23 protein-coding genes are annotated in these 20113 nt (G+C 42.0%); 7 read left to right on the plus strand and 16 right to left on the minus strand.

What is annotated here, in order from left to right; translation table 11 throughout:
• Positions 1–80: 80 nt before the first annotated feature.
• The 5 genes from RR876_RS08205 to ppx are packed head-to-tail and all read right to left on the minus strand — an operon-like array spanning position 81 to position 5196.
• Positions 81–650 (minus strand): YggT family protein, encoded by a 570-nt coding sequence (locus RR876_RS08205; RefSeq protein ID WP_004979206.1) that lies wholly within the window; start codon positions 648–650, stop codon positions 81–83.
• Positions 651–675: 25 nt separating this feature from the next.
• Complete coding sequence (proC, locus tag RR876_RS08210) at positions 676–1512, minus strand: pyrroline-5-carboxylate reductase (RefSeq protein WP_332477295.1); 837 nt, start codon at positions 1510–1512, stop codon at positions 676–678.
• A gap of 22 nt (positions 1513–1534) precedes the next feature.
• Positions 1535–2881: a tRNA lysidine(34) synthetase TilS gene (gene tilS, locus RR876_RS08215; RefSeq protein WP_332477284.1), complete on the minus strand. Its 1347-nt coding sequence runs from the start codon at positions 2879–2881 to the stop codon at positions 1535–1537.
• Positions 2818–3642 (minus strand): acetyl-CoA carboxylase carboxyltransferase subunit alpha, encoded by an 825-nt coding sequence (locus RR876_RS08220; protein WP_078388708.1) that lies wholly within the window; start codon positions 3640–3642, stop codon positions 2818–2820. Before RR876_RS08220 ends, tilS begins: the two co-directional genes overlap by 64 nt.
• 30 nt (positions 3643–3672) lie before the next feature.
• Positions 3673–5196, minus strand: coding sequence for an exopolyphosphatase (gene ppx, locus RR876_RS08225; protein WP_004692262.1), 1524 nt, complete (start codon positions 5194–5196; stop codon positions 3673–3675).
• 263 nt (positions 5197–5459) lie between these two features.
• Between ppx and trxA the strand changes: the two genes are divergently transcribed.
• The 3 genes from trxA (at position 5460) to RR876_RS08240 (ending at position 8054) form a co-directional block, all read left to right on the plus strand.
• Entirely contained in the window at positions 5460–5786 is a 327-nt protein-coding gene (gene trxA / locus RR876_RS08230) for a thioredoxin (RefSeq protein ID WP_004692264.1), read from the plus strand.
• Positions 5787–6116: 330 nt separating this feature from the next.
• Positions 6117–7385, plus strand: coding sequence for a transcription termination factor Rho (rho, locus tag RR876_RS08235; RefSeq protein WP_004692266.1), 1269 nt, complete (start codon positions 6117–6119; stop codon positions 7383–7385).
• Between the two features lie 411 nt (positions 7386–7796).
• On the plus strand, positions 7797–8054 hold the full coding sequence (locus tag RR876_RS08240) for a hypothetical protein (protein ID WP_087011554.1): 258 nt from the start codon (positions 7797–7799) through the stop codon (positions 8052–8054).
• A gap of 142 nt (positions 8055–8196) precedes the next feature.
• Here the strand turns inward: RR876_RS08240 and RR876_RS08245 are convergent, their stop codons facing one another.
• The 3 genes from RR876_RS08245 to pheS all read right to left on the minus strand — a co-directional run bounded on the left by RR876_RS08245 (position 8197) and on the right by pheS (position 11989).
• Positions 8197–8493 carry an integration host factor subunit alpha gene (locus RR876_RS08245; protein ID WP_004649746.1) on the minus strand — a complete coding sequence of 99 codons (297 nt, stop codon included), beginning with the start codon at positions 8491–8493 and terminating at the stop codon, positions 8197–8199.
• On the minus strand, positions 8490–10871 hold the full coding sequence (gene pheT / locus RR876_RS08250; RefSeq protein ID WP_332477283.1) for a phenylalanine--tRNA ligase subunit beta: 2382 nt from the start codon (positions 10869–10871) through the stop codon (positions 8490–8492). The genes RR876_RS08245 and pheT overlap by 4 nt, the downstream gene beginning before the upstream one ends.
• A 137-nt stretch (positions 10872–11008) precedes the next feature.
• Positions 11009–11989: a phenylalanine--tRNA ligase subunit alpha gene (gene pheS / locus RR876_RS08255; RefSeq protein WP_332477282.1), complete on the minus strand. Its 981-nt coding sequence runs from the start codon at positions 11987–11989 to the stop codon at positions 11009–11011.
• Positions 11990–12146: 157 nt separating this feature from the next.
• Here pheS and RR876_RS08260 point away from each other — a divergent pair, with 157 nt between their 5' ends.
• Entirely contained in the window at positions 12147–13163 is a 1017-nt protein-coding gene (locus tag RR876_RS08260) for a hypothetical protein (RefSeq protein ID WP_332477281.1), read from the plus strand.
• A 61-nt stretch (positions 13164–13224) separates the two neighbouring features.
• Here the strand turns inward: RR876_RS08260 and RR876_RS08265 are convergent, their stop codons facing one another.
• From RR876_RS08265 to rpmI, 4 genes are all read right to left on the minus strand, one after another.
• Positions 13225–13437, minus strand: coding sequence for a hypothetical protein (locus RR876_RS08265; protein ID WP_004692273.1), 213 nt, complete (start codon positions 13435–13437; stop codon positions 13225–13227).
• Between the two features lie 128 nt (positions 13438–13565).
• Positions 13566–14117 carry an adenylate kinase gene (locus tag RR876_RS08270; protein WP_332477280.1) on the minus strand — a complete coding sequence of 184 codons (552 nt, stop codon included), beginning with the start codon at positions 14115–14117 and terminating at the stop codon, positions 13566–13568.
• Positions 14118–14271: 154 nt separating this feature from the next.
• Complete coding sequence (gene rplT, locus RR876_RS08275; protein ID WP_151837196.1) at positions 14272–14631, minus strand: 50S ribosomal protein L20; 360 nt, start codon at positions 14629–14631, stop codon at positions 14272–14274.
• Positions 14632–14642: 11 nt separating this feature from the next.
• Entirely contained in the window at positions 14643–14837 is a 195-nt protein-coding gene (gene rpmI / locus RR876_RS08280; protein ID WP_004278281.1) for a 50S ribosomal protein L35, read from the minus strand.
• A 221-nt stretch (positions 14838–15058) separates the two neighbouring features.
• Here rpmI and RR876_RS08285 point away from each other — a divergent pair, with 221 nt between their 5' ends.
• Both RR876_RS08285 and RR876_RS08290 read left to right on the plus strand, forming a co-directional pair.
• Entirely contained in the window at positions 15059–16312 is a 1254-nt protein-coding gene (locus tag RR876_RS08285; RefSeq protein WP_332477279.1) for an MFS transporter, read from the plus strand.
• Between the two features lie 104 nt (positions 16313–16416).
• Positions 16417–17148: a TonB-dependent receptor gene (locus RR876_RS08290; RefSeq protein WP_332477278.1), complete on the plus strand. Its 732-nt coding sequence runs from the start codon at positions 16417–16419 to the stop codon at positions 17146–17148.
• Positions 17149–17258: 110 nt separating this feature from the next.
• On the opposite strand, the gene RR876_RS08295 is transcribed toward RR876_RS08290, so the two are convergent.
• The 3 genes from RR876_RS08295 to RR876_RS08305 all read right to left on the minus strand — a co-directional run bounded on the left by RR876_RS08295 (position 17259) and on the right by RR876_RS08305 (position 18718).
• The gene (locus RR876_RS08295) at positions 17259–17687 is read right to left on the minus strand and encodes a YqaA family protein (protein WP_332477277.1); all 429 of its coding nucleotides are present in this window, start codon (positions 17685–17687) and stop codon (positions 17259–17261) included.
• 1 nt (position 17688) lies between these two features.
• Positions 17689–17982 carry a hypothetical protein gene (locus RR876_RS08300; RefSeq protein ID WP_114836810.1) on the minus strand — a complete coding sequence of 98 codons (294 nt, stop codon included), beginning with the start codon at positions 17980–17982 and terminating at the stop codon, positions 17689–17691.
• Positions 17983–18097: 115 nt separating this feature from the next.
• Positions 18098–18718: a glutathione S-transferase N-terminal domain-containing protein gene (locus RR876_RS08305; protein WP_332477276.1), complete on the minus strand. Its 621-nt coding sequence runs from the start codon at positions 18716–18718 to the stop codon at positions 18098–18100.
• Positions 18719–19042: 324 nt separating this feature from the next.
• Between RR876_RS08305 and RR876_RS08310 the strand changes: the two genes are divergently transcribed.
• The gene (locus RR876_RS08310; RefSeq protein WP_004692288.1) at positions 19043–19495 is read left to right on the plus strand and encodes an Hsp20 family protein; all 453 of its coding nucleotides are present in this window, start codon (positions 19043–19045) and stop codon (positions 19493–19495) included.
• 61 nt (positions 19496–19556) lie between these two features.
• Here the strand turns inward: RR876_RS08310 and infC are convergent, their stop codons facing one another.
• Entirely contained in the window at positions 19557–20108 is a 552-nt protein-coding gene (gene infC / locus RR876_RS08315; protein WP_078425166.1) for a translation initiation factor IF-3, read from the minus strand.
• Positions 20109–20113 lie beyond the last annotated feature (5 nt).

The following is a 20113-nucleotide window of genomic DNA, read 5'->3' on the forward strand; positions in this document are numbered from 1 at the left end:
AAATATCAACGTCTTCACCTAAAAATTTCAACCACAAAAAAAGGACTCGCAATCGAGTCCTTTTTTTATTCGCTACAATCTTATAAACCAGTGAGCAGGACAATCGCCACTTCATTCATAATCATTTCAGCAATATACAGAGCCAAGAACGCTACGATTGGAGAAAGATCAATCATCCCCATATTGGGCAATAAACGGCGAAACGGTGCCAATAATGGTTCAGCAAGCTCTTGAATCACTTCGATATAAGGCGAGCGTGACTGGGTAAACATCACGACCCAACTTAAAATAATCGTTGCAAAAATCAGGTAACGACAGAAACGAATCAAGTCCTGAATCATGGTCACAAAAGTCAAAATAACCAAATGCACAGGACTATTCGGCATCGCTCCAGAGAGATACATGACACCAAAAATTTTCAGTAAATACAATAAAACCAAAAGTACTAAAGCCGCTAAGTTAACACGACCTTTCGCTACATTTGGAAAAATACGACCAAACATATCCACAATTTTTGTGGCTTTTACGGTCGACATCACCACTGGGTTATAAAAGTTAACCGCTGCCAACTGCATGAGAAAGCGGAAGAACACCAGTAAAATTGCAACGTTAATAATGATGCCAAAAATTAGCGCAGAGTTTGCACCCATACTTGAACTTTCCTAAATAAAACGATTATTTGCTACTTTCACTCAGCTCTTGAGCAAGTTCCTGACTGCGCTTTTGAGCAGCAGCCAATGCAGCTTGGATATTTTGTGAAATTTGTGCACGATCAAACACTTCAAGTGCCGCTTGGGTTGTACCATTCGGTGAAGTGACATTTTTACGCAATTCAGCTGGTGTATTTGAGCTCGTGATTGCCATTTGTGCTGCACCCAGTGCAGTTTGCAATGTCAATGCCGTTGCTACTTTTTCATCTAGACCGAGGTTTTTACCTGCACGGATCATACTTTCCATCATATAGAAGAAATAAGCAGGACCTGAACCAGACACCGCAGTCACAGCATCAATTTGCGCTTCCTCGCCTACCCATAAGGTCAAGCCTGTTGCAGCAAGTACTTGGCTCGCCAAATCACGGTCTTCTTTATCTACAGACTCTGTGGCATATAAACCATGCGCACCTGTTTGTACTAAAGCAGGCGTATTTGGCATCACACGCACAATACGATTACTGCCAGCTAATGCAGCAATCGTGGCAATTTCAGCACCCGCAACAATCGAAATAATCAACTTACCGTCAAATAAACCGTTTAATGGTTTTAAAACATTGGCTAAAACTTGAGGTTTAACCGCTAAGACCACGACATCGGCTTCACGAATAGCAGATGCATTATCCTCAGTCACCACCAAGTCTTTTTCAGCCAATAAATGACGAACTTGTTCAACAGGATCAGAAACCGTAATGCGAGTTGAAGGTAAACCACGCGAAATCAAGCCACCAATGAGGGCTTGAGCCATGTTACCACCGCCGATAAAACAAATATTACGATTCAACACTGCGCTCATGATTATTTCTCTATCCTGAATTTTTTAACTAAGCGATTAAATTTGGTTGCCATCCACCCGCTTCACAATAAGCCGACTCGACCAACCAAAATCCTTTAGGCGTAAAAACACCAAGCATAACATTATCTATGCTTAATATTTGTATTGTATGACGTTGCCACGGAAAAATTTGTGCGCTCTGAATCGCTTTTTTCAACGGCCAAGCCCCAACACGTCCATACAAATGCAATTTTTCCCCACCTAAGCGCGGTTTTATCTGTAAAGGCTGCTCTAATAATGCCAAAGACAGTCCATATTTTTGTGTTTCAATGCGATATTGCCCTGAAGCCAATGCATAAGCTTGATCTAAACTAAAACGCTGCTCAATTGACTCAATGATTTGAAATTGTTCAGCTAAATACTCTGCTTTACTGACACGAAAGAGTTGCTGTTGATAACGCACATAATAATATTGGTTCCAATGCAATGCGGCTTGGGCATCCACTTTGGATTCAATCACTTCATCAAACAAGCGTTGCACCATATCAAAAGCAGGACGATATAAATCCTCACCTTTCATCCAAGCAGAGAGTAACTGTCGCTGTCTCGGTGCAGATAACTGACGAAATGGGGTTAAATTTAAAACCGAAGCATTCCCGCAACTGGCCCAATCTTGCGCCAACACATCGGCTAAAATCGTTTCGGCATCTTGCATCAAATAACTGGTACGTGCCAAAGCTTGCTGCATTTTCGGAAAGCGTTGTTCTAAGATTGGCCACAATTCAGCTCGGCACCATGCACGATCATAACTGGTATCAAAATTGGTTTGGTCTTGAATATTTCTCAGCAGCATCTCAGCAGCCCACAGCTCAATTTGCTGTCTGGACAAAGCCAATAGAGGGCGCCAAATTGTAAATTGCTCTCGTATGTCGATGCTCTGCATGGCAGCAAGTCCATGAATCCCCGCACCAGAGAGTAAACGGAGTAAAACGGTTTCGGCTTGATCTTGTTGATGATGGGCGAGAACTAAAATTTCATTGGCAAGAAGATGCTTCTGAAAGGCCGCATAACGTGCACTACGCGCTTGGCTTTCTACATTGCCTGTATCAACATCGACTGCTTGAATCACACATGGGACATCAAGTACATAGCATTGTTCTTGAACAAAGCTACCCCACTGCGGACTGACATCCTGCAATTGATGATCAATATAGATGGCGCGAATGCGCTTGGGAAATAAATGAGACATCAAATGGAGTAGCAGCATGGAATCCATGCCACCACTACATCCGATTAAAAAATGAGGCTGTTCAAGCGTATCCTGAAACTCAGTTAAGACACTAGCCCTAAATTGTCGCTGCCAAACTTCATTAAACGTTGGTAACGTGCTTCGCATCGTTCATTCGCATCCATTGGTTGCAACTCAGCCAATGCATCTTTTAAAACGGTTTTTAAAGCATGCATGACTTGTTCTGGGTTGAGATGAGCGCCTTCACCTTCATCGACCACATATTCAACAATACCAATTTTCTGTAGTTTTTCCGCAGTCAATGCCAAAGCTTCGCTGGCTTGCTCTGCTTTTTCAGCCGTTTTCCATAAAATAGATGCACAGCCTTCAGGTGAAATGACTGAATAAATACTATGGGATAACATCACCACACGGTCAGCCACACCAATACCCAGTGCACCACCTGAACCGCCTTCACCGAGTACAGTTGCAATTACAGGCACTTTCAAGCTTGAAAGTTGTGCCAAAGATGTTGCAATTGCTTCAGCCTGACCACGTTCTTCTGCACCCACACCTGGATATGCACCCATGGTGTCAATAAATGTAAAGACGGGTAGATTAAAACGTTCAGCCATATCGAGTAAACGTTGTGATTTACGGTAACCTTCTGGGTTACTCATCCCAAAGTTATGTTGTAACTTTTCACGCGTACTGCGACCACGGTGTTGACCCACAATCATGACTGGCTGACCATCAAAGCGAGCTAATCCACCGATCATTGCACCATCATCACCAAATAAGCGATCACCATGCAAAGCATCAAATTCGGTAAAAATTTCACTCACATAATCTAAAAATTGCGGACGCTCAGGATGACGTGCAATTTGAACCGTCGTCCATGCTTTGGATTGCGCAGCTTTATTCTTCATAGCTCAACCATAAATCCCTAATTGACCAATTTATTCATCGACAAATTGTTCTGATTGGATATCCAGCTCAACATCCCAATGCTTAAATTGCGCTTGCTCATCATGCAAGTCTGCAACCAGCAAAGGCCATTGCGCGGCATTACCAGAAACACTCAGCTGCCATTGTTGCGCATTGCCTACTGTTAATTCAATGGCAGGAAGCATCTGATCGCTACGACTATGATTCAGTAAAACTGCGAGGCGAAGTAACAAACACAGATAGACTAATTTGTTGCCGCCGACTTTCATCACATCGACACGCGCGTCACTACGCAGCTTACGACGGTGATGGGCCACCAAATGTGATAGATGGTTTTGATCAATTTGCGAGAATCCCGCAATGTCAGAATGTTGCAATAAATATGCACCATGACGATGGTAGCCCGCATGGCTAATCGCTAAACCAATTTCATGCAGATAAGCCGCTCGACGCAGTAAATCACTGTCTTCTGTGGTTAATTTTAGCGAATCCGCCACACCATCAAACAAATGCTGAGCCATGTTCACGACCCGTTCAGCTTGTTTTGGATCGGCGTTATAACGGCCCATTAATGCTTGTACAGAACGATCTCGAATATCTTCATGTTGAAAACGTCCCAGCAAGTCATACATCACCCCTTCGCGTAGGGCACCATCTGAATACACCAGTTTATCCAGTTCAAGTACATCGAAAATGGCATAAAGTATAGCGATTCCGGCTGGCAAAACTGCTCGACGGTCTTCTTTTAGGCCATCAAATTCCATCTCAGCGACATGTTTATATTTGAGCAATTTTTCTTTGAGCTTATCTAAACCGTCACGGGTGAGTTCTTCTTTTTCATTACTCCAACCCATATTCACGGTAATTTGACGACACGCTTTGATGGTTCCACTCGAACCGACCACCGTATCCCAACCCGCTTCTTTATAGGTATTGGCAATACCAGACAGCTCCTTACGCGCTGCTACCACAGCTTTATCAAAACTTTTTTGGTTAATTTCACCGTCGACAAAGAAGGCTTTTGTAAATGCTACACAGCCCATTTGTAAAGATTCGGTATGAATGGGCTCAAATTCTTCACCAATAATCAGCTCTGTCGACCCCCCACCAATATCAATCACAAGACGGCGTCCACTGTTTACCATGGTATGAGATACACCTAAATAAATCAGACGAGCCTCTTCACGACCTGCAATAATTTCGATGTGCTTCGGCAAAATTTCTGCCGCTTTTTGAATAAATTCATGGCCATTTTTGGCTTGGCGTAGCGCATTGGTCGCCACAATTCTTAAACGATTCGGCTGAACCGAACCTAAGCGTCCGACAAAGCGAGATAAACAGGCCAAACCGCGCTGCTGTGCAGCTTCTGTTAAGTTTTTATTTTCATCTAAACCCGCTGCTAACTGTACTTTTTCTGACATTGACGCAACTTTTTTCACTTCGCCATGGTCCACTCGCGCAATCGCCAAGTGGAAGCTGTTCGACCCCATATCGATGGCAGCAAGTAACTCTTCATCAATCAAAAAATCAGACATGATTTAATATAAACCTATACAGAATTGTGCTTAGATTAATTCACCTCCATGCAATTTAAAAGCCATTTATGGTCAGAAATTGACGAGCTTTTAAAATTTCGGCATATATGACAATTGTGTTACACGATCAGTAACATCGTGAGCTTCAATTAGACAAATTCAAACTAAAGGTTGAAAATTTAGTAATCCATCTACTCAGTGATAGCAGGCTATGACATACTATTAGCCATAAAACTATCCAAAAATTGAAACTGGAGCTATCCATGTCTGGCAATATCGTAAATACAACTGATACAAACTTCGACGCTGATGTACTTCAATCAGACGTTCCTGTGCTTGTTGACTTCTGGGCAGGCTGGTGTGCGCCATGTAAAGCAATTGCACCTGTATTAGAAGTATTGGCGAACGAATACGAAGGTAAAGTGAAGATTGTTAAAGTTGACGTGACTTCTTGCGAAGCAACGGCTGTGAACTATAACATCCGTAACATTCCTGCATTACTTATGTTCAAAAATGGTGAAGTTGTTGCTCAACAAGTGGGCGCTGCACCAAAATCGAAATTGACTGCTTTCATTGAAGAAAACATTTAAGCAGCCGTTTAGATTGAAAATGAAATACGCTGTCTAAACAACAGCGTATTTTTTTCGGCTATAAATTGACAAGTCTGTCTTTCTCTCTTATATTGCATGATCAAGAGATAAAGGATTATTCAATCCTGTCATTTTCTTAAAAGACACAACACATAAGATCGCCGCTCGGCAATACAAATTGTTTTGACACGTTTCTCTTCAAACAATGAATCAGTCCTCTGAATTGTTATAGTTCAAATACAATTGCGTTACTTCATTGCATGTCTGCGGCTAAATGTTGCTTCCTTTTCATCCTGTAATTTAGAATTTTTGATTCTTATCTGACCTCCTATGAATTTAACCGAACTCAAGAAAAAACCGATTGGCGAACTCATCAAAATTGCTGAATTTATGGGCCTCGAAGGAATGGCTCGTAACCGTAAGCAAGACATTATTTTTGCCATCTTAAAGCGCCATGCGATGAATGGCGAAGAGATCTTTGGGGATGGCGTTTTGGAAATTCTGTCAGATGGCTTCGGCTTCTTACGCTCTGCAGCGGGTTCTTACCTTGCAGGCCCAGATGACATTTATGTTAGCCCATCTCAAATTCGTCGTTTCAATCTACGTACTGGTGACACCATTACGGGAACCATTCGCCCACCCAAAGAAGGCGAACGTTATTTTGCACTGTTAAAAGTTAACCAAATTAACTACGACACGCCAGAAAACTCACGTAACAAAATCTTGTTTGAAAACTTAACACCACTTTTCCCAACTGAGCAATTGGTGATGGAACTTGGTAACGGGACGACAGAAGATTTAACTGCACGTGTAGTTGACTTGGTTGCACCTATCGGTAAAGGCCAACGTTCAATTATCGTAGCACCGCCAAAAGCGGGTAAAACCATGTTGTTACAAAACATCGCTCAGTCGATTGTGCGCAACAACCCTGAGTGCTTCCTGATCGTGCTTCTCATTGACGAACGCCCTGAAGAAGTGACCGAAATGGAACGTACAGTTCGTGGTGAAGTTATTGCGTCAACGTTTGATGAATCTCCTGCTCGTCACGTTCAAGTTGCTGAAATGGTGATTGAAAAAGCAAAACGTTTGGTTGAGCACAAGAAAGATGTTGTGATTCTTCTCGACTCCATTACCCGTTTAGCACGTGCTTACAACACGGTTGTGCCTTCATCTGGTAAGGTTTTAACTGGTGGTGTGGATGCACATGCACTAGAACGTCCTAAGCGTTTCTTCGGTGCAGCACGTAACATTGAAGAAGGCGGCTCACTAACCATCATTTCTACAGCCCTAATTGAAACAGGCAGCAAAATGGATGAAGTGATCTACGAAGAATTTAAAGGTACAGGTAACCAAGAAATTACACTGGATCGCCGTATTGCGGAAAAACGTGTCTTCCCTGCGATGAACATCAAAAAGTCTGGCACCCGTCGCGAAGAGCGTCTAATGTCTGAAGACAATCTACGTAAGGTTTGGATTTTACGTAAGTTACTTCATACCCAAGATGAACTCGCAGCAATGGAATTCCTACTTGATCGCATGAAAGAAACCAAAACCAATGATGATTTCTTTGATCAAATGAAGCGTAAAGCGACCAGCTAATTCGACCTGCTTCATCTAAAAAGGCTGTCTTAACGACAGCCTTTTTATTTGGTTGACTTAGCTTACACAAAGCAACATTTCACCCGATTCTCTGTAAACTTATTTGCAAGTTTTTGATAAACAAAAATTTGAAATAAAAAACCTTCATCTTTTTAAATGTTTATTCAGCACTTCTCCAATACAAACCTCATCATTGATTGTTATTTTCTGTTAAAAAAGCCCTGTTTTTAGACCTTTTTTATCACTTTTTTGATCCCAGCTAGTAGCAATTCAAAATGCGCAGTGATAGCATATTTGCAGACCAGTTAGGCTGCTCCTGCATTGTTAGTCCCTAGCAAAATTAGGAACAATAAAAGCACACAACAGACTAACGTCGGTTTTTTTTAATCTCATATTTTAGAGAGTGATGCCATGTTATTCAAAAAAATCGCTATTGCTGCTGCAGTTGCTACTACTTTAGCTTTCGTTGGCTGTGCTAAGAAAGAAGAAGCTCCTGCTGCTGCTGCTGCATCTGAAGTTGCTGCTGCATCTGAAGCTGTTCAAGCTGCTTCTGAAGTTGCTGTAGACGCTGCTGCTGCTGCTTCTGAAGCTACTGTTGCTGCTTCTGAAGCTACTGCTGCTGCTTCTGAAGTTGCTACTGCTGCTGCTTCTGAAGCTAAAGCTCACTAATCTCTTAGAGATTAGTCAGAAAAAGAGAGCCCTTGGCTCTCTTTTTTTATGCTCAAAATTTATCAAAAAATGACGTTCCATTATTTGGCAAGAATTGAATCAGCCAAACGATCACCAAAAATTCTAAGCAAAAAAAAGCAGATCAATCGATCTGCTCATTTCCCACACGCTGGCGGAATTTCTGCCCTGCGCGGAAGGTTACTACACGGCGTGCAGAAATCGGAATTTCTTCACCCGTTTTCGGGTTACGACCTGGACGTTGACGTTTATCACGCAACTCGAAGTTACCGAAACCAGAAAGTTTAACTTGTTCACCAGAGATTAGCGCTTGGCTAATCTCGTCAAAGAACAACTCGACCATTTGCTTAGCTTCACGACGGTTTAAACTCGTGAGCTCACTTAGATGGTCAGCCATTTCCGCTTTTGTTAATGCTGTCATGAAGCCCTCAATGTCGCCTGATAAGTGTTTTCCAACACTTGTAAAATATGATCCATACCGGATTTAATTTCAGCATCTTCAAGCGTACGTGATGGGTGTTGCCAAAGAAGTGCAAATGCCAATGAGCGCTTACCGTCTTCAACGCCTTGCCCAGTGTACACATCGAACAACCAAGTCGAGTCTAAAAGCTCACCACCTGTTTTTTCGATAAGTTGCTGAATTTCACTTACATTTATCTTATCACTAATTAAAAGCGCAATATCACGTCTAACCGACGGAAAACGTGATAATTCTGTAAAATTAGATACATAAGTTTGCAAAACAGCCGATTGATCAAGTTCAGCCACCCAAGTTGTGCTCAAATCCAGTGCATCTTCTAAAGATGGATGTAATCGACCAAAGTAACCAATAGATTGGCCATCGACTAAAATCTCAGCAGACTGTCCTGGATGTAACCAGCTACGCTCAGAACGAACATAGTCTACTTGCACACGACCTGCTGCCAATACTTCTTCAATTTCACCTTTGAAATCAAAGAAATCCATAGCTTGAGGTTTAGCATGCCAAGTTTCTGAAGTTTTTGCACCTGTTGCGATCACTGCAAGGGTAGGAATTTGTTTCAAATCATGAATAGATTCAGCGTCTTGATAGTCAAAACGTAAACCTAGTTCAAAGAAACGTACACGGCTTTGTTGGCGGTTTACATTGTATTGCACACACGGAATCAAACTAGAAAGCAGTGTTGAACGCATCACCGCTAAATCGCTTGAAATTGGGTTAGCCAAAGCCAAAGGATTCACAGCCGCATTGAGTTGCTTCTCAAGCTTTAAATCTGCAAAGCTAAAGCTAATTGCTTCTTGATAACCCAAAGTCACGAGAGTTTGACGCAGCTGAGTCATTTCAAATTGGTCTTGATATTGAGCTAATTGCGCTTCAATTTTTGGCAAACTGATTTGAATGTTGTCATAACCATGAATACGTGCGACTTCTTCAATCAGGTCTTGGTAGATTGCCATGTCATAACGGTGTGAAGGTGGTACTACAGACCACTGACCTTCTGCTTTAACCGTCACAGCACAACCTAAACGGGTTAATGCATCCGCAATAAATGCAGCATCTACGCGATAACCAAGCAATTGGTCCACTTGTGCTTGTTCTAGCTCAATCGCTTCACGCTTTGGCAAAACAGTCGCTTGTTCCGCAGTCGTAATCGGACCGAACTCGCCACCCGCCAATTCAGCAATCAATTGTGATGCGCGGTGCATCGCGAGCATTGGCAGTTCAAAATCCACGCCACGCTCATAACGCTGTGATGCATCGGTATGCAAACCAAAGCTACGGGCACGACCTGCAATGGCTAATGGAGCAAAGAATGCAGACTCTAAGAAAATCTCTTGGGTTTCATCGGTAACAGATGAAGACAAGCCACCCATGATGCCTGCAATCGCCAATGCTTTTTCATCATCCGCAATCACCATGACTTTTTCATTGAGCTCAACTTCTTGTTCATTCAGTAGAACCAATTTCTCCGCCGTATTCGCTTGACGAACTTGGACTGAACCTTGAATTTTTGCTGCATCAAAAGCATGGAGTGGTTGACCCAACTCCATCAGTACATAGTTGGTAATATCAACCAAAATACTGTGCTGACGAATCCCTGAGCGAACCAAAGCGCGTTCCATCCACTCTGGGGTTGCTGCTTTGGTATTCACATTTTTAATCACACGACCTAAATAGCGTGGGCATCCTTCAGTGCTCACCACGACTTTTTTCTCATCGGCAATGGTCGCAGCAACGGCGTTAATTTCAGGTGCAGCTACAGTCAGTTGGTTAATCACACCAATTTCACGGGCAATACCACGAATACTGAAACAGTCACCACGGTTTGGCGTGATGCTGATGTCAATCACATGATCATCAAGCTGTAAGTATTCACGAATATCCACACCGACAGGTGCATCAACTGGCAGCTCTAAAAGGCCATCAATTTTATCTTCTAGATCAATTTCAGATGCACCACACAACATACCTTGTGATTCAATGCCACGAAGTTTGCCTTTCTTGATTTTGAAATCACCTGGAAGCACAGCACCAATGGTTGCCACAGGGACTTTCATACCGACTCGTACGTTTGGTGCACCACAAACAATTTGTAAAGGTTCACCCAAACCAATACTCACCGTGGTCACACGTAAACGGTCTGCATCGGGATGCTGCTCTACAGTCAACACTTCACCAACAACCACGCCAGTGAACGGTTTTGCCGCAGGCGATAAATCATCGACCTCTAAACCTAGCATGGTCAGTTGGTCAGATAAAGTATTGCTATCAACGGCTGGGTTAACCCATGTACGCAACCAATTTTCGCTAATTTTCATAAATTCAATGTCCTTAATCTCCCCTAACCCCTCTTTTAAAGAGAGGAAAACACACCACCGTTTTAGGTAGACCAGTCCCCCTTTATGAAGGGGGATTTAGGGGGATTTCAATAATTCTAAAATAACTGTTTAAACTATTAAGTAAATTGGCGTAAGAAACGCACATCGTTTTGATAGAACATACGTAAGTCATTGATGCCATAACGAAGCATCGCAAAACGTTCCACACCTAGACCGAAAGCAAAGCCTTTGTATTTTTCAGGATCAATTCCTGCTGCCTGTAAGACATTTGGATGTACCATGCCACAACCAAGCACTTCTAACCATTTACCACGCTCATCCATAATATCCACTTCAGCACTTGGCTCTGTGAATGGGAAATAAGATGGACGGAAACGCACTTTTAAGTCTTTTTCAAAGAATTCGTTTAATAGATTGACCAATAAACCTTTCAGTTCTGCAAAGCTAGTATTTTCAGCTACATACAAACCTTCAATTTGATGGAACATTGGCGAATGCGTTTGGTCAGAGTCACAGCGGTATACACGACCTGGGCACACAATACGAATCGGGGGTTGCTGGGTTTCCATAGTACGAATCTGCACACCCGAAGTATGGGTACGTAGCAAATGTGTCGCATCGAAATAGAATGTATCGTGCATTGCACGCGCAGGGTGATGCCCTGGAATATTTAAAGCTTCAAAGTTGTGATAGTCATCTTCAACTTCAGGACCAGTTTCAATCACAAAACCCGCTTTGGTAAAGAACTGACAAATACGCTCTTGCACTTGAGTAACGGGGTGAATACTACCAATCGTTTGACCACGACCCGGTAAAGTAATATCCACCGTTTCACTTGCAAGTTTTTGCGCCAACGCTGCTTGTTGTAATTGTGTTTGGCGTTCAGTTAAAGCACCGGTAATCGCTTCGCGGACTGCATGAATTTGCGCACCAAAATTTTTACGCTCTTCAGGGTCCATTTTACCTAAAGCTTTTGATTGCTCAGCGAGCTGGCTTTTCTTACCCGTAAACTGCACTCGTACTTGATCGAGTGTAGCAAGGTCCTCTGCTGCTGCAATCGCAGCAAGCGCTTCAGTGGTCAGGGCTTCCAGTGACATAGTAACTCTCAAAGCAACAATTTATAAAATTAATAAAACCCCATATTCTATCAGTTTTTAAGCACGTTGATGAAGCTCTACGATCAGTAAAATTTGTTTAGTACATGGTTTTATAAACAGGTTAAGATAGCACCATCACAGAAGAGAACAACAAACGATGTCGCTTGATCCTATTTGGCAACAACAACTTACTTTAGTTACTTATGGCAATGAATATTTACGCCACAACCTAAGTTTCCAACGTTGGTTAGAACATGCCATTTTTGACCGACATTGCTTTCAGTTTCGTGATCTGAATAGCCAACATTTACTGGCTCAGCATTTTCAAGTGTGGCTTGAAGCCTTAAAAAAACAAGGGGTCAAACAGCTCAGTCTGCATAGCTCAACATTGCTAGCAGATGAAAAGAACCCTAACCCAAATGTTGAACTCCTCGCTACACCACATATTATTGTGAGCCATCAAGCACAGCAAAAAACAGCTTGGATTTTCGGTAAAGAACTGGCTGAGTGGTACAGCGCTGAACACGATTTTATAATTCCAAAAGCACAACAAAGCTCAATCCGTAGCGAAAATTTATGGCGTTTTGAACTGAATCACAAACTCAGCAAACGCATTGAAGCGGATTTACAAACGCCGAAATGGGATGAAATCGAAAATTTTACCGAACAAGAACTGTTTAGTGCGCTATTTGCACAAGGTTTAGTAGAGCCCAAGGCGGTGAACTTACCTTACTATGGACAACAAGAGGCCACAGATGAAGCCCACCGTCTCGCTCTTTTACCAACAGACTATACTGCTGATTATGCACATCAAACGCTGTATCGTTTAGATGCGCTATCTGCATTTATCCAGACTAAGATTCAACATCCTTACAATGCAGAAGGCCAAGTGCTCACGCCAGATGAGCAATTGAACTTACGTCATTTTGAGCAAAAGATTGATGATTTAAGTACCAAGTTTATTGTGAAAGTGGCCAATCACTATCAAACCGCGCAGCTCACACCCAAAGACACGACTACACCACTGGATGCTCGCAATCATTCAACACCTAAATTAAGTGCGATAGAGAGCAAGCCTCATGAAACACACCATAAATCAGGGAAAACCGGGGTATTTGCTTTAATCGTGATTACGATTTTGATTTGTGTAGTTGGCTATTATTTTGGCTTATAAGCGATTAGAGATATATCAAAGCGCTCCTCTCAAAGAGCGCTTTTTTATGGTTTCAATTTCTTCAGGCGGTAATAAGAAGATTGAAAGGCCGGATTTTGATTTGCACCTTATGCTGATTGGCATGTTGATTAATATAATGATTAACCGAAACAACCTCACCTTCGAGCTCCGCATCAGGTCCATACATAATTTTGACTGACTCACCTTTTCTGGGAATCATTTGTAATTCCACCGTGATACTTCCCTGTCCCATCCCAGTAATTTCTGCAAGCATATCCAGCTCCTTTTCTTTTAGTCTTTTTATTTATTAGGCATCGGCCACCTTTGAGATTAAAGCAGATTTATGTAACTAAAGCTTAAAGGTTCATCTTGATCACTGAGTATGCACTGATATTTTTTTATTTAAACGCTATGCTTTTCAACAGCCAACTGATTTAAAAAGCGACTCACCTGTTTTGGTGTCTTTAAATGAATCCACTGTATATGTTGATATTCAGGCATCTGCATCATTTTTAAGTATTTCTGTCGGTTTTTAGCATGCGTTTTAATCATCCACCAAATAATCGAATCCCGACCAAACATCCGCAGCAAGCTTTCCCGATTATTCGAGTTTTCCCATAAATCCTGTTGTGCCCATGCCCGCTGAACCGCACGCTTTACAGAACGGTACAGGTTGACTGGAAACGGTAAGTCCAACCAAATGACAGTATCAATTTCCGCCCATTTCACAGGAATGGCGCGGGTATAGTTACCATCGATCACATAGCCCTGTGTCGCCTTTTGTACTTCTGACTCAATCTTGGCAAAGAACACCTCATCGGGACATTCTTGCCAGTCATCCAGCCAAAATAGATTATCCAACTCGATATAGTGCAAATCTAACTTTTCAGCCAAAGCTCTGGAAAATATAGATTTTCCCGTGGCAGAGGTTCCTACAACATTGATTCTTTTCATTGTACTAACCTAACGTTGACGTGGTCTTTCTTATCATATGTAATTATGGTTGTATCACAGTCTCTCCTTTGACCCATAAAAAATTTGATTCAAAAAATAATCGGCCATAAAAAAGACCGCTAAAAGCGGTCTTTTTTTGAATCATCTACGATGATTAAGCAGCTAATGCGCTTTTCGCTTTTTCAGCGATAGCAGCAAATGCAACTGCATCATGCATAGCGATGTCAGCAAGTACGCGACGGTCGATGATTACTTGTGCTTTTTTCAAGCCAGCGATCATACGGCTGTACGATAAACCATTTAGACGAGCACCAGCATTAATACGCGCAATCCATAGAGCACGGAATTGACGTTTTTTCTGACGACGGTCACGGTAAGCGTATTGACCCGCTTTGATTACTGCTTGGAACGCTACGCGATATACGCGTGAACGAGCGCCGTAGTAACCTTTAGCACGAGCAAGAATTTTTTTATGACGGCGATGAGCCTGTACACCACGTTTTACACGAGCCATTTATAATCTCCTTAGATGTATGGGCACATACGACGAACTGAAGCAACGTCACTCACGTGAACCATTACACAGCCGCGTAATTGACGAATACGCTTAGCAGATTTTTTGGTCAAAATGTGGCGTTTGAACGCTTGTTTACGCTTGAAACCGTTAGCAGTAGCTTTAAAACGCTTAGCTGCACCACGGCGAGTTTTCATCTTAGGCATAACAACCTCTTTTGAACACCTGTTCGGAACGTTTGCACCATTGCAAAACGACCTGCAGGTAAGGGAGCGAATATTCTAATCGAACTTTGTCTAAAACAAAAGCAAATAATCAACAATAAAAGCAAGCTTAGTTTATTTCCCGATAAGCTTTAAGCGATGAATTTATAACCGAGGTTTAGTCCAAGTCGTATAATGCCTCATCCATTCCATACTGTACCCTTATGAACGCTACACAGGATGCTTTTGCCGCACTCCGATACCGAGATTTCTCTATTGTTACACTCAATCAATTTTGCCTGACGCTTGCCATTTTAATTCAGGAAATTATTGTGGCGTATTCTTTGTATAAAATTACCAAAGATCCTCTCACTCTAGGCTTGATTGGTCTGGCAGAAGCAATCCCCTTTATTGCGCTCTCCTTATGGGGCGGTTATTTTGCCGATCGCTTTAATAAGCAAACCATCATGAAAATCTGCTTATTCTTTGCCATTCCTCTGCCCTTGGTTTTATGGGGGTTATTTCATGCTTATGGCTTAAAGCACATTGAACTCTCCACCCTGTCATGGGGTGTTTATGCCGTGATTTTTGGCCTTGGAACGATTCGAGGTTTCTACAATCCATCCGCAACATCACTCAAACCTTTTTTAATTCCTCGGGAACTTTATGCCAATGGTGCCACATGGACCACCATTGGTTGGCAAAGTGGGGTGATTATTGGCCCGATGCTCGGTGGATTTATGCTGGCGTTTTTAGGCCGTGAAACCAGTTTCATCAGTGTGGCGGTACTGCTCAGCCTATGTTTCTTACTCGTCAATCTTTTAAGCAAACGCACTTTTCCTAAAATAGAAACGGAACGTGTACTACAAAGTCTAGGTGAAGGTTTCCGCTTCATTGCTAAAACTAAAATCGTCCTCTGGGCCATCTCACTCGACTTAGTCTCGGTGCTGTTCGGCGGTGTGATTGCTTTACTCCCGATATTTGCTGAAGATATTTTGAAAATTGGGCCTGAAGGATTGGGCTATTTACGGGCAGCGCCATCGATTGGTGCACTCATTACCATGATTGCACTGACACGTTTTCCGCCCACCCGACATGCATGGCGCAATATGCTGCTTGCTGTTGCAGGTTTTGGCCTATTCACCTTATTGTTCGCTTACTCAAATTACCTCTGGCTGTCTTTATTTGCTCTTGCGATGACGGGTGCATGTGACAGTATTTCAGTGGTAATTCGTCAGACTATTTTACAAATTTATCCTCCTGAGAATATGCGAGGCCGTGTTGCAGCGGTAAATGGCATGTTTGTGTCGAGTAGCAATGAACTGGGGGCATTTGAGTCAGGTCTTGCAGCAAAATATCTAGGCCCTGTGATTGCAACAGTTTTTGGCGGCAGCATGACACTCTTGGTGGTCGTACTGAGTTGGGCTAAAACCAAAGACTTATTTGGTGTAGACATCACCCAAGCCGAGCAAAAATAGTTTTAATTTAACAATATAACTTGCGAGTCTTTCTAATTCAGGAAATACTCGCAGCAATTATTTAAGTCATGCGCACTGGATGCGTTATAAAAGAAATCGATCATATGAAACCACTCTTCTTGCTCGCATTATCTACACTGCCCTTTCATCTAAGTCATGCAGCTCAGCCACCATTAGAACTCACTATTCAAAAAAGTTCAGCTCAATCGGCGCATTTGACCACGCGTATTCAATGGGTAGATTTTCCCAAACCCCAATATAAAAATAGTGATTTAAACCAACAAAACCGTGCAGCGATTATTCGTGTGTATGCGGATGAAACAGGTGATGTAACCAAAGCGACAGTCCAAGAAACGACTGGACTCAAAGCTTTGGATGAAAAGCTGGTGAATGCTGTGCTTCAAGCCAAAGTAAAACCGTTTATGGAGGACGACACCGCTTTAGCCGTCATTGGTTATCAAGTTTTTAATTTAAACTTAACCGCAGATGATGCCGAAGCATGCAACTATAGCTTTGACTCGAAGAACTGGCGTGCGCAACAACAGCAGCAAAAAGTGCCTTTTCAATATCAGGCTCAACCTACGCTTGCACTAGAATCATCGCAGTTGAATGGTCATGACCGTCAAATTAAATTTAGCTTTAAAGCCGATAAACACGGCAACATCAAGAAGCCCAAAATTACCAAAGGTTCAGGTATTTACCAGCTTGATCAACAAGTTTTACAAGCCGTTGCAAATAGCAAAGTCAGTGTTAAACGCACAGCAAGCACACTGTGGCTCTATAAAAAATCTAAATTTAAAGATGCGATTGAATTCGATCTGAATGCTTGTCGTTAAAATTTAACATGACACGAGTTTTCACTCACTCGTGTCATCTCTATATCAACTTTGAACCCATTCACCAAATATAAGCATATGGCCAGCTGCTCTCAGTACTTAAAAATTAATTAGAACTGACTAAACATCCAATACACAAAAAGATAGCGTCCGACTTTCGCAATACTCACCATCACGACAAAACGAACAAAGTTTTCTTTGAGTAATCCTGCAATGAGGGTAATTGGATCACCAATGATGGGCACCCAACTGAGCAATAAAGACCAAAAACCATATTTTTGATAAATGCCCTGCGCCTGCAACATCTTTTGCTCTGAGACGGGAAACCATTTTTTGTTTTTGTATTGCTCAACTTTCAAGCCGAGCCACCAATTCACACAGCTACCTAGAATATTGCCTAGACTGGCAACAGCTACCAACAACCATACTGGATACTGCGTCTGAGCCAACAATCCCACCAAGACAGCCTCTGACTGCAAGGGTAGCAGTGTCGCTGCCCCAAAAGCAGAAAGGAAAAGTAGTCCTAAGGCCCACATCATTTTATGATTTTAAACCCAGCTTTTTCTTGGTTGAGCTATAGGCAAAACTTGACCAGATCAATGCCAGAATCAACAAAGACCAACGTGACCATGAATATTTATCGGCAATCGGTTCAATTGCAGCTCGGAGTACCACCTGATCTTTGGTATTCAGCAGTTCAATGATTTTTTGAATGTGTACCGCTTCAGCTACAAATAGCACCAAACATCCTGCAATCCCCACAATAATACTGAGATAGATTTTTGGATTCGCTTCAATAATACGGGTTAAATTGAGGAAAAACTCTTTTTTCATTACACTAATGTCCAAACAACCTTTCAACAAAAAAGCCACCCATCGGTGGCTTTAAAGAATGGCTTATACCTTGAAGGCGCTAAGCTTAACACAGTTCAAGTCAGCGCTTCTGTAACTAATTAACTTGAAGCGCCAACGCACGCTGAACTGCAAGACGCGCTTGAATACGCTCCATATAAGCCTTCACATTTGGGTAGTCATTTATGTCAATTTGCTGCCACTCATAACGCAAAATCCATGGGAAAATTGCCATATCCGCTATCGAATACTCTCCAGCTACATAGTTTTGACCAAAAAGTTGCTTGTCTAGTACAGCATACAAGCGCTTGGTTTCATTGACATAGCGTTCAGTTGCATACGCAATACGTTCGGGAGCAAATTTACTAAAGTGATGGTTCTGTCCAAGCATTGGGCCAAAGCCACCCATTTGCCACATCAACCACTGCTCAACTTCAACACGAGACTGTTCATCGCTTGGATAAAACTGCCCTGTTTTACGCCCTAAATACTGCAAAATTGCCCCTGACTCAAACACAGAAATGGCTTCACCTTTAGGACCATCTTGATCCACAATCGCAGGGATTTTATTGTTAGGCGAAATGCGTAGAAAGTCGGGTTGAAACTGATCATTTTCTAAAATATTGATGGGAAAGACTTGATACTCCAAACCCATCTCTTCTAATGCGATACTAATTTTATGTCCGTTGGGTGTTCCCCAATAGTACAAATCGATCATGTGGTTATCCTGTTACTTTTCTCGTTTTAGTTCATATTGTCGAGGTTTGATACTGTTTATAACATGATTCCAGCCTAGAAACATTAGGTTAAACTGAAATTGAAATCTTAAAATATGCATGACTAGCTTCATATAAATAGAATAATTATCAACCAAAGAGAATTTTAAAAAAAATCTTATTTTTTAATATTGAAATTTCGTAGAGCATCCAAATATTAAAAGTACAGCAAACATCCACACCGATTATTGCTGTGACAACCATGCTAATCGAGTCGCATAGGTTGCTTATTTATATAAATTTTCCTAATAGTGGAGGTTTTATCAATGAGTAATTTAAGCTTAATGCCATTATTCCGTCGTAGTATCGGCTTTGACCGTTTAAACGATTTGTTTGATCATGCAATGCTCAGTGAAGCACCACATTATCCTGCGTACAATATTGAAAAAGTCGGTGATGATCACTACCGCATTGTCGTAGCTGCGACTGGTTTTAACCAAGATGAGCTCGCGATTGACTTAGAGAATCAGGTACTTAATATTTCAGGTCAACATGCTGATCAGACCAAAGACAATCATGCTGAGTTCTTGCATAAAGGCATCACACAGCGTTCATTTAAATTATCTTTACGTTTAGATGAACACATTGAAGTACAAGAGGCCAATTATGAAAATGGTTTACTCACCATCCAGCTACGACGGATTGTTCCAGAAGAAAAAGCGCCATGCCGAATTCCAATCGGACAAAAGAAATTAACAACTGAAAACACTTCGGCATAGTCAATCAACAAAATAAAAAAAGCACTGCATAGGCAGTGCTTTTTTTAAGATCAATGGATCATTACTTTTTCTTTTTAGGACCAAGCAACATACCCATTTGACGACCTTCCATTTTCGGTGCTTGTTCAACTACGCCCAAGTCAGCCACATCTGCTTCAACTTTTTGAAGTTGAGCCAAACCAAGCTGTTGGTGCGCCATTTCACGACCACGGAAACGAAGGGTAATTTTTACTTTGTTGCCTTCTTCAAGGAACTTAGTGATTGCACGTAGTTTTACGTTGTAATCACCAACATCAGTACCCGGGCGGAGTTTGATTTCTTTCACCTGTACTTGATGCTGTTTTTTCTTCGCTTCTTTCTGCTTTTGCTTTAGATCAAACAAATGCTTGTTGAAGTCCATGATTTTACAAACAGGCGGTTCAGCGTTTGCTACGATCTCAACAAGATCAAGCTCAACACTTTCAGCAGCGCGTAATGCTTCTGCCAAGCTAACAATACCTTTTTGCTCACCATTTTCGTCTACAAGACGGACTTCTTTCGCACGAATTTCATCATTCAAAGCAGGACGGTTTGATTTGTTACCGCCCTGTTGATTACGGTCAGGCTGTTTAATCGCTG

The sequence above is a fragment of the Acinetobacter sp. genome (assembly GCF_036666595.1).
Classification (GTDB): Bacteria; Pseudomonadota; Gammaproteobacteria; order Pseudomonadales; family Moraxellaceae; genus Acinetobacter.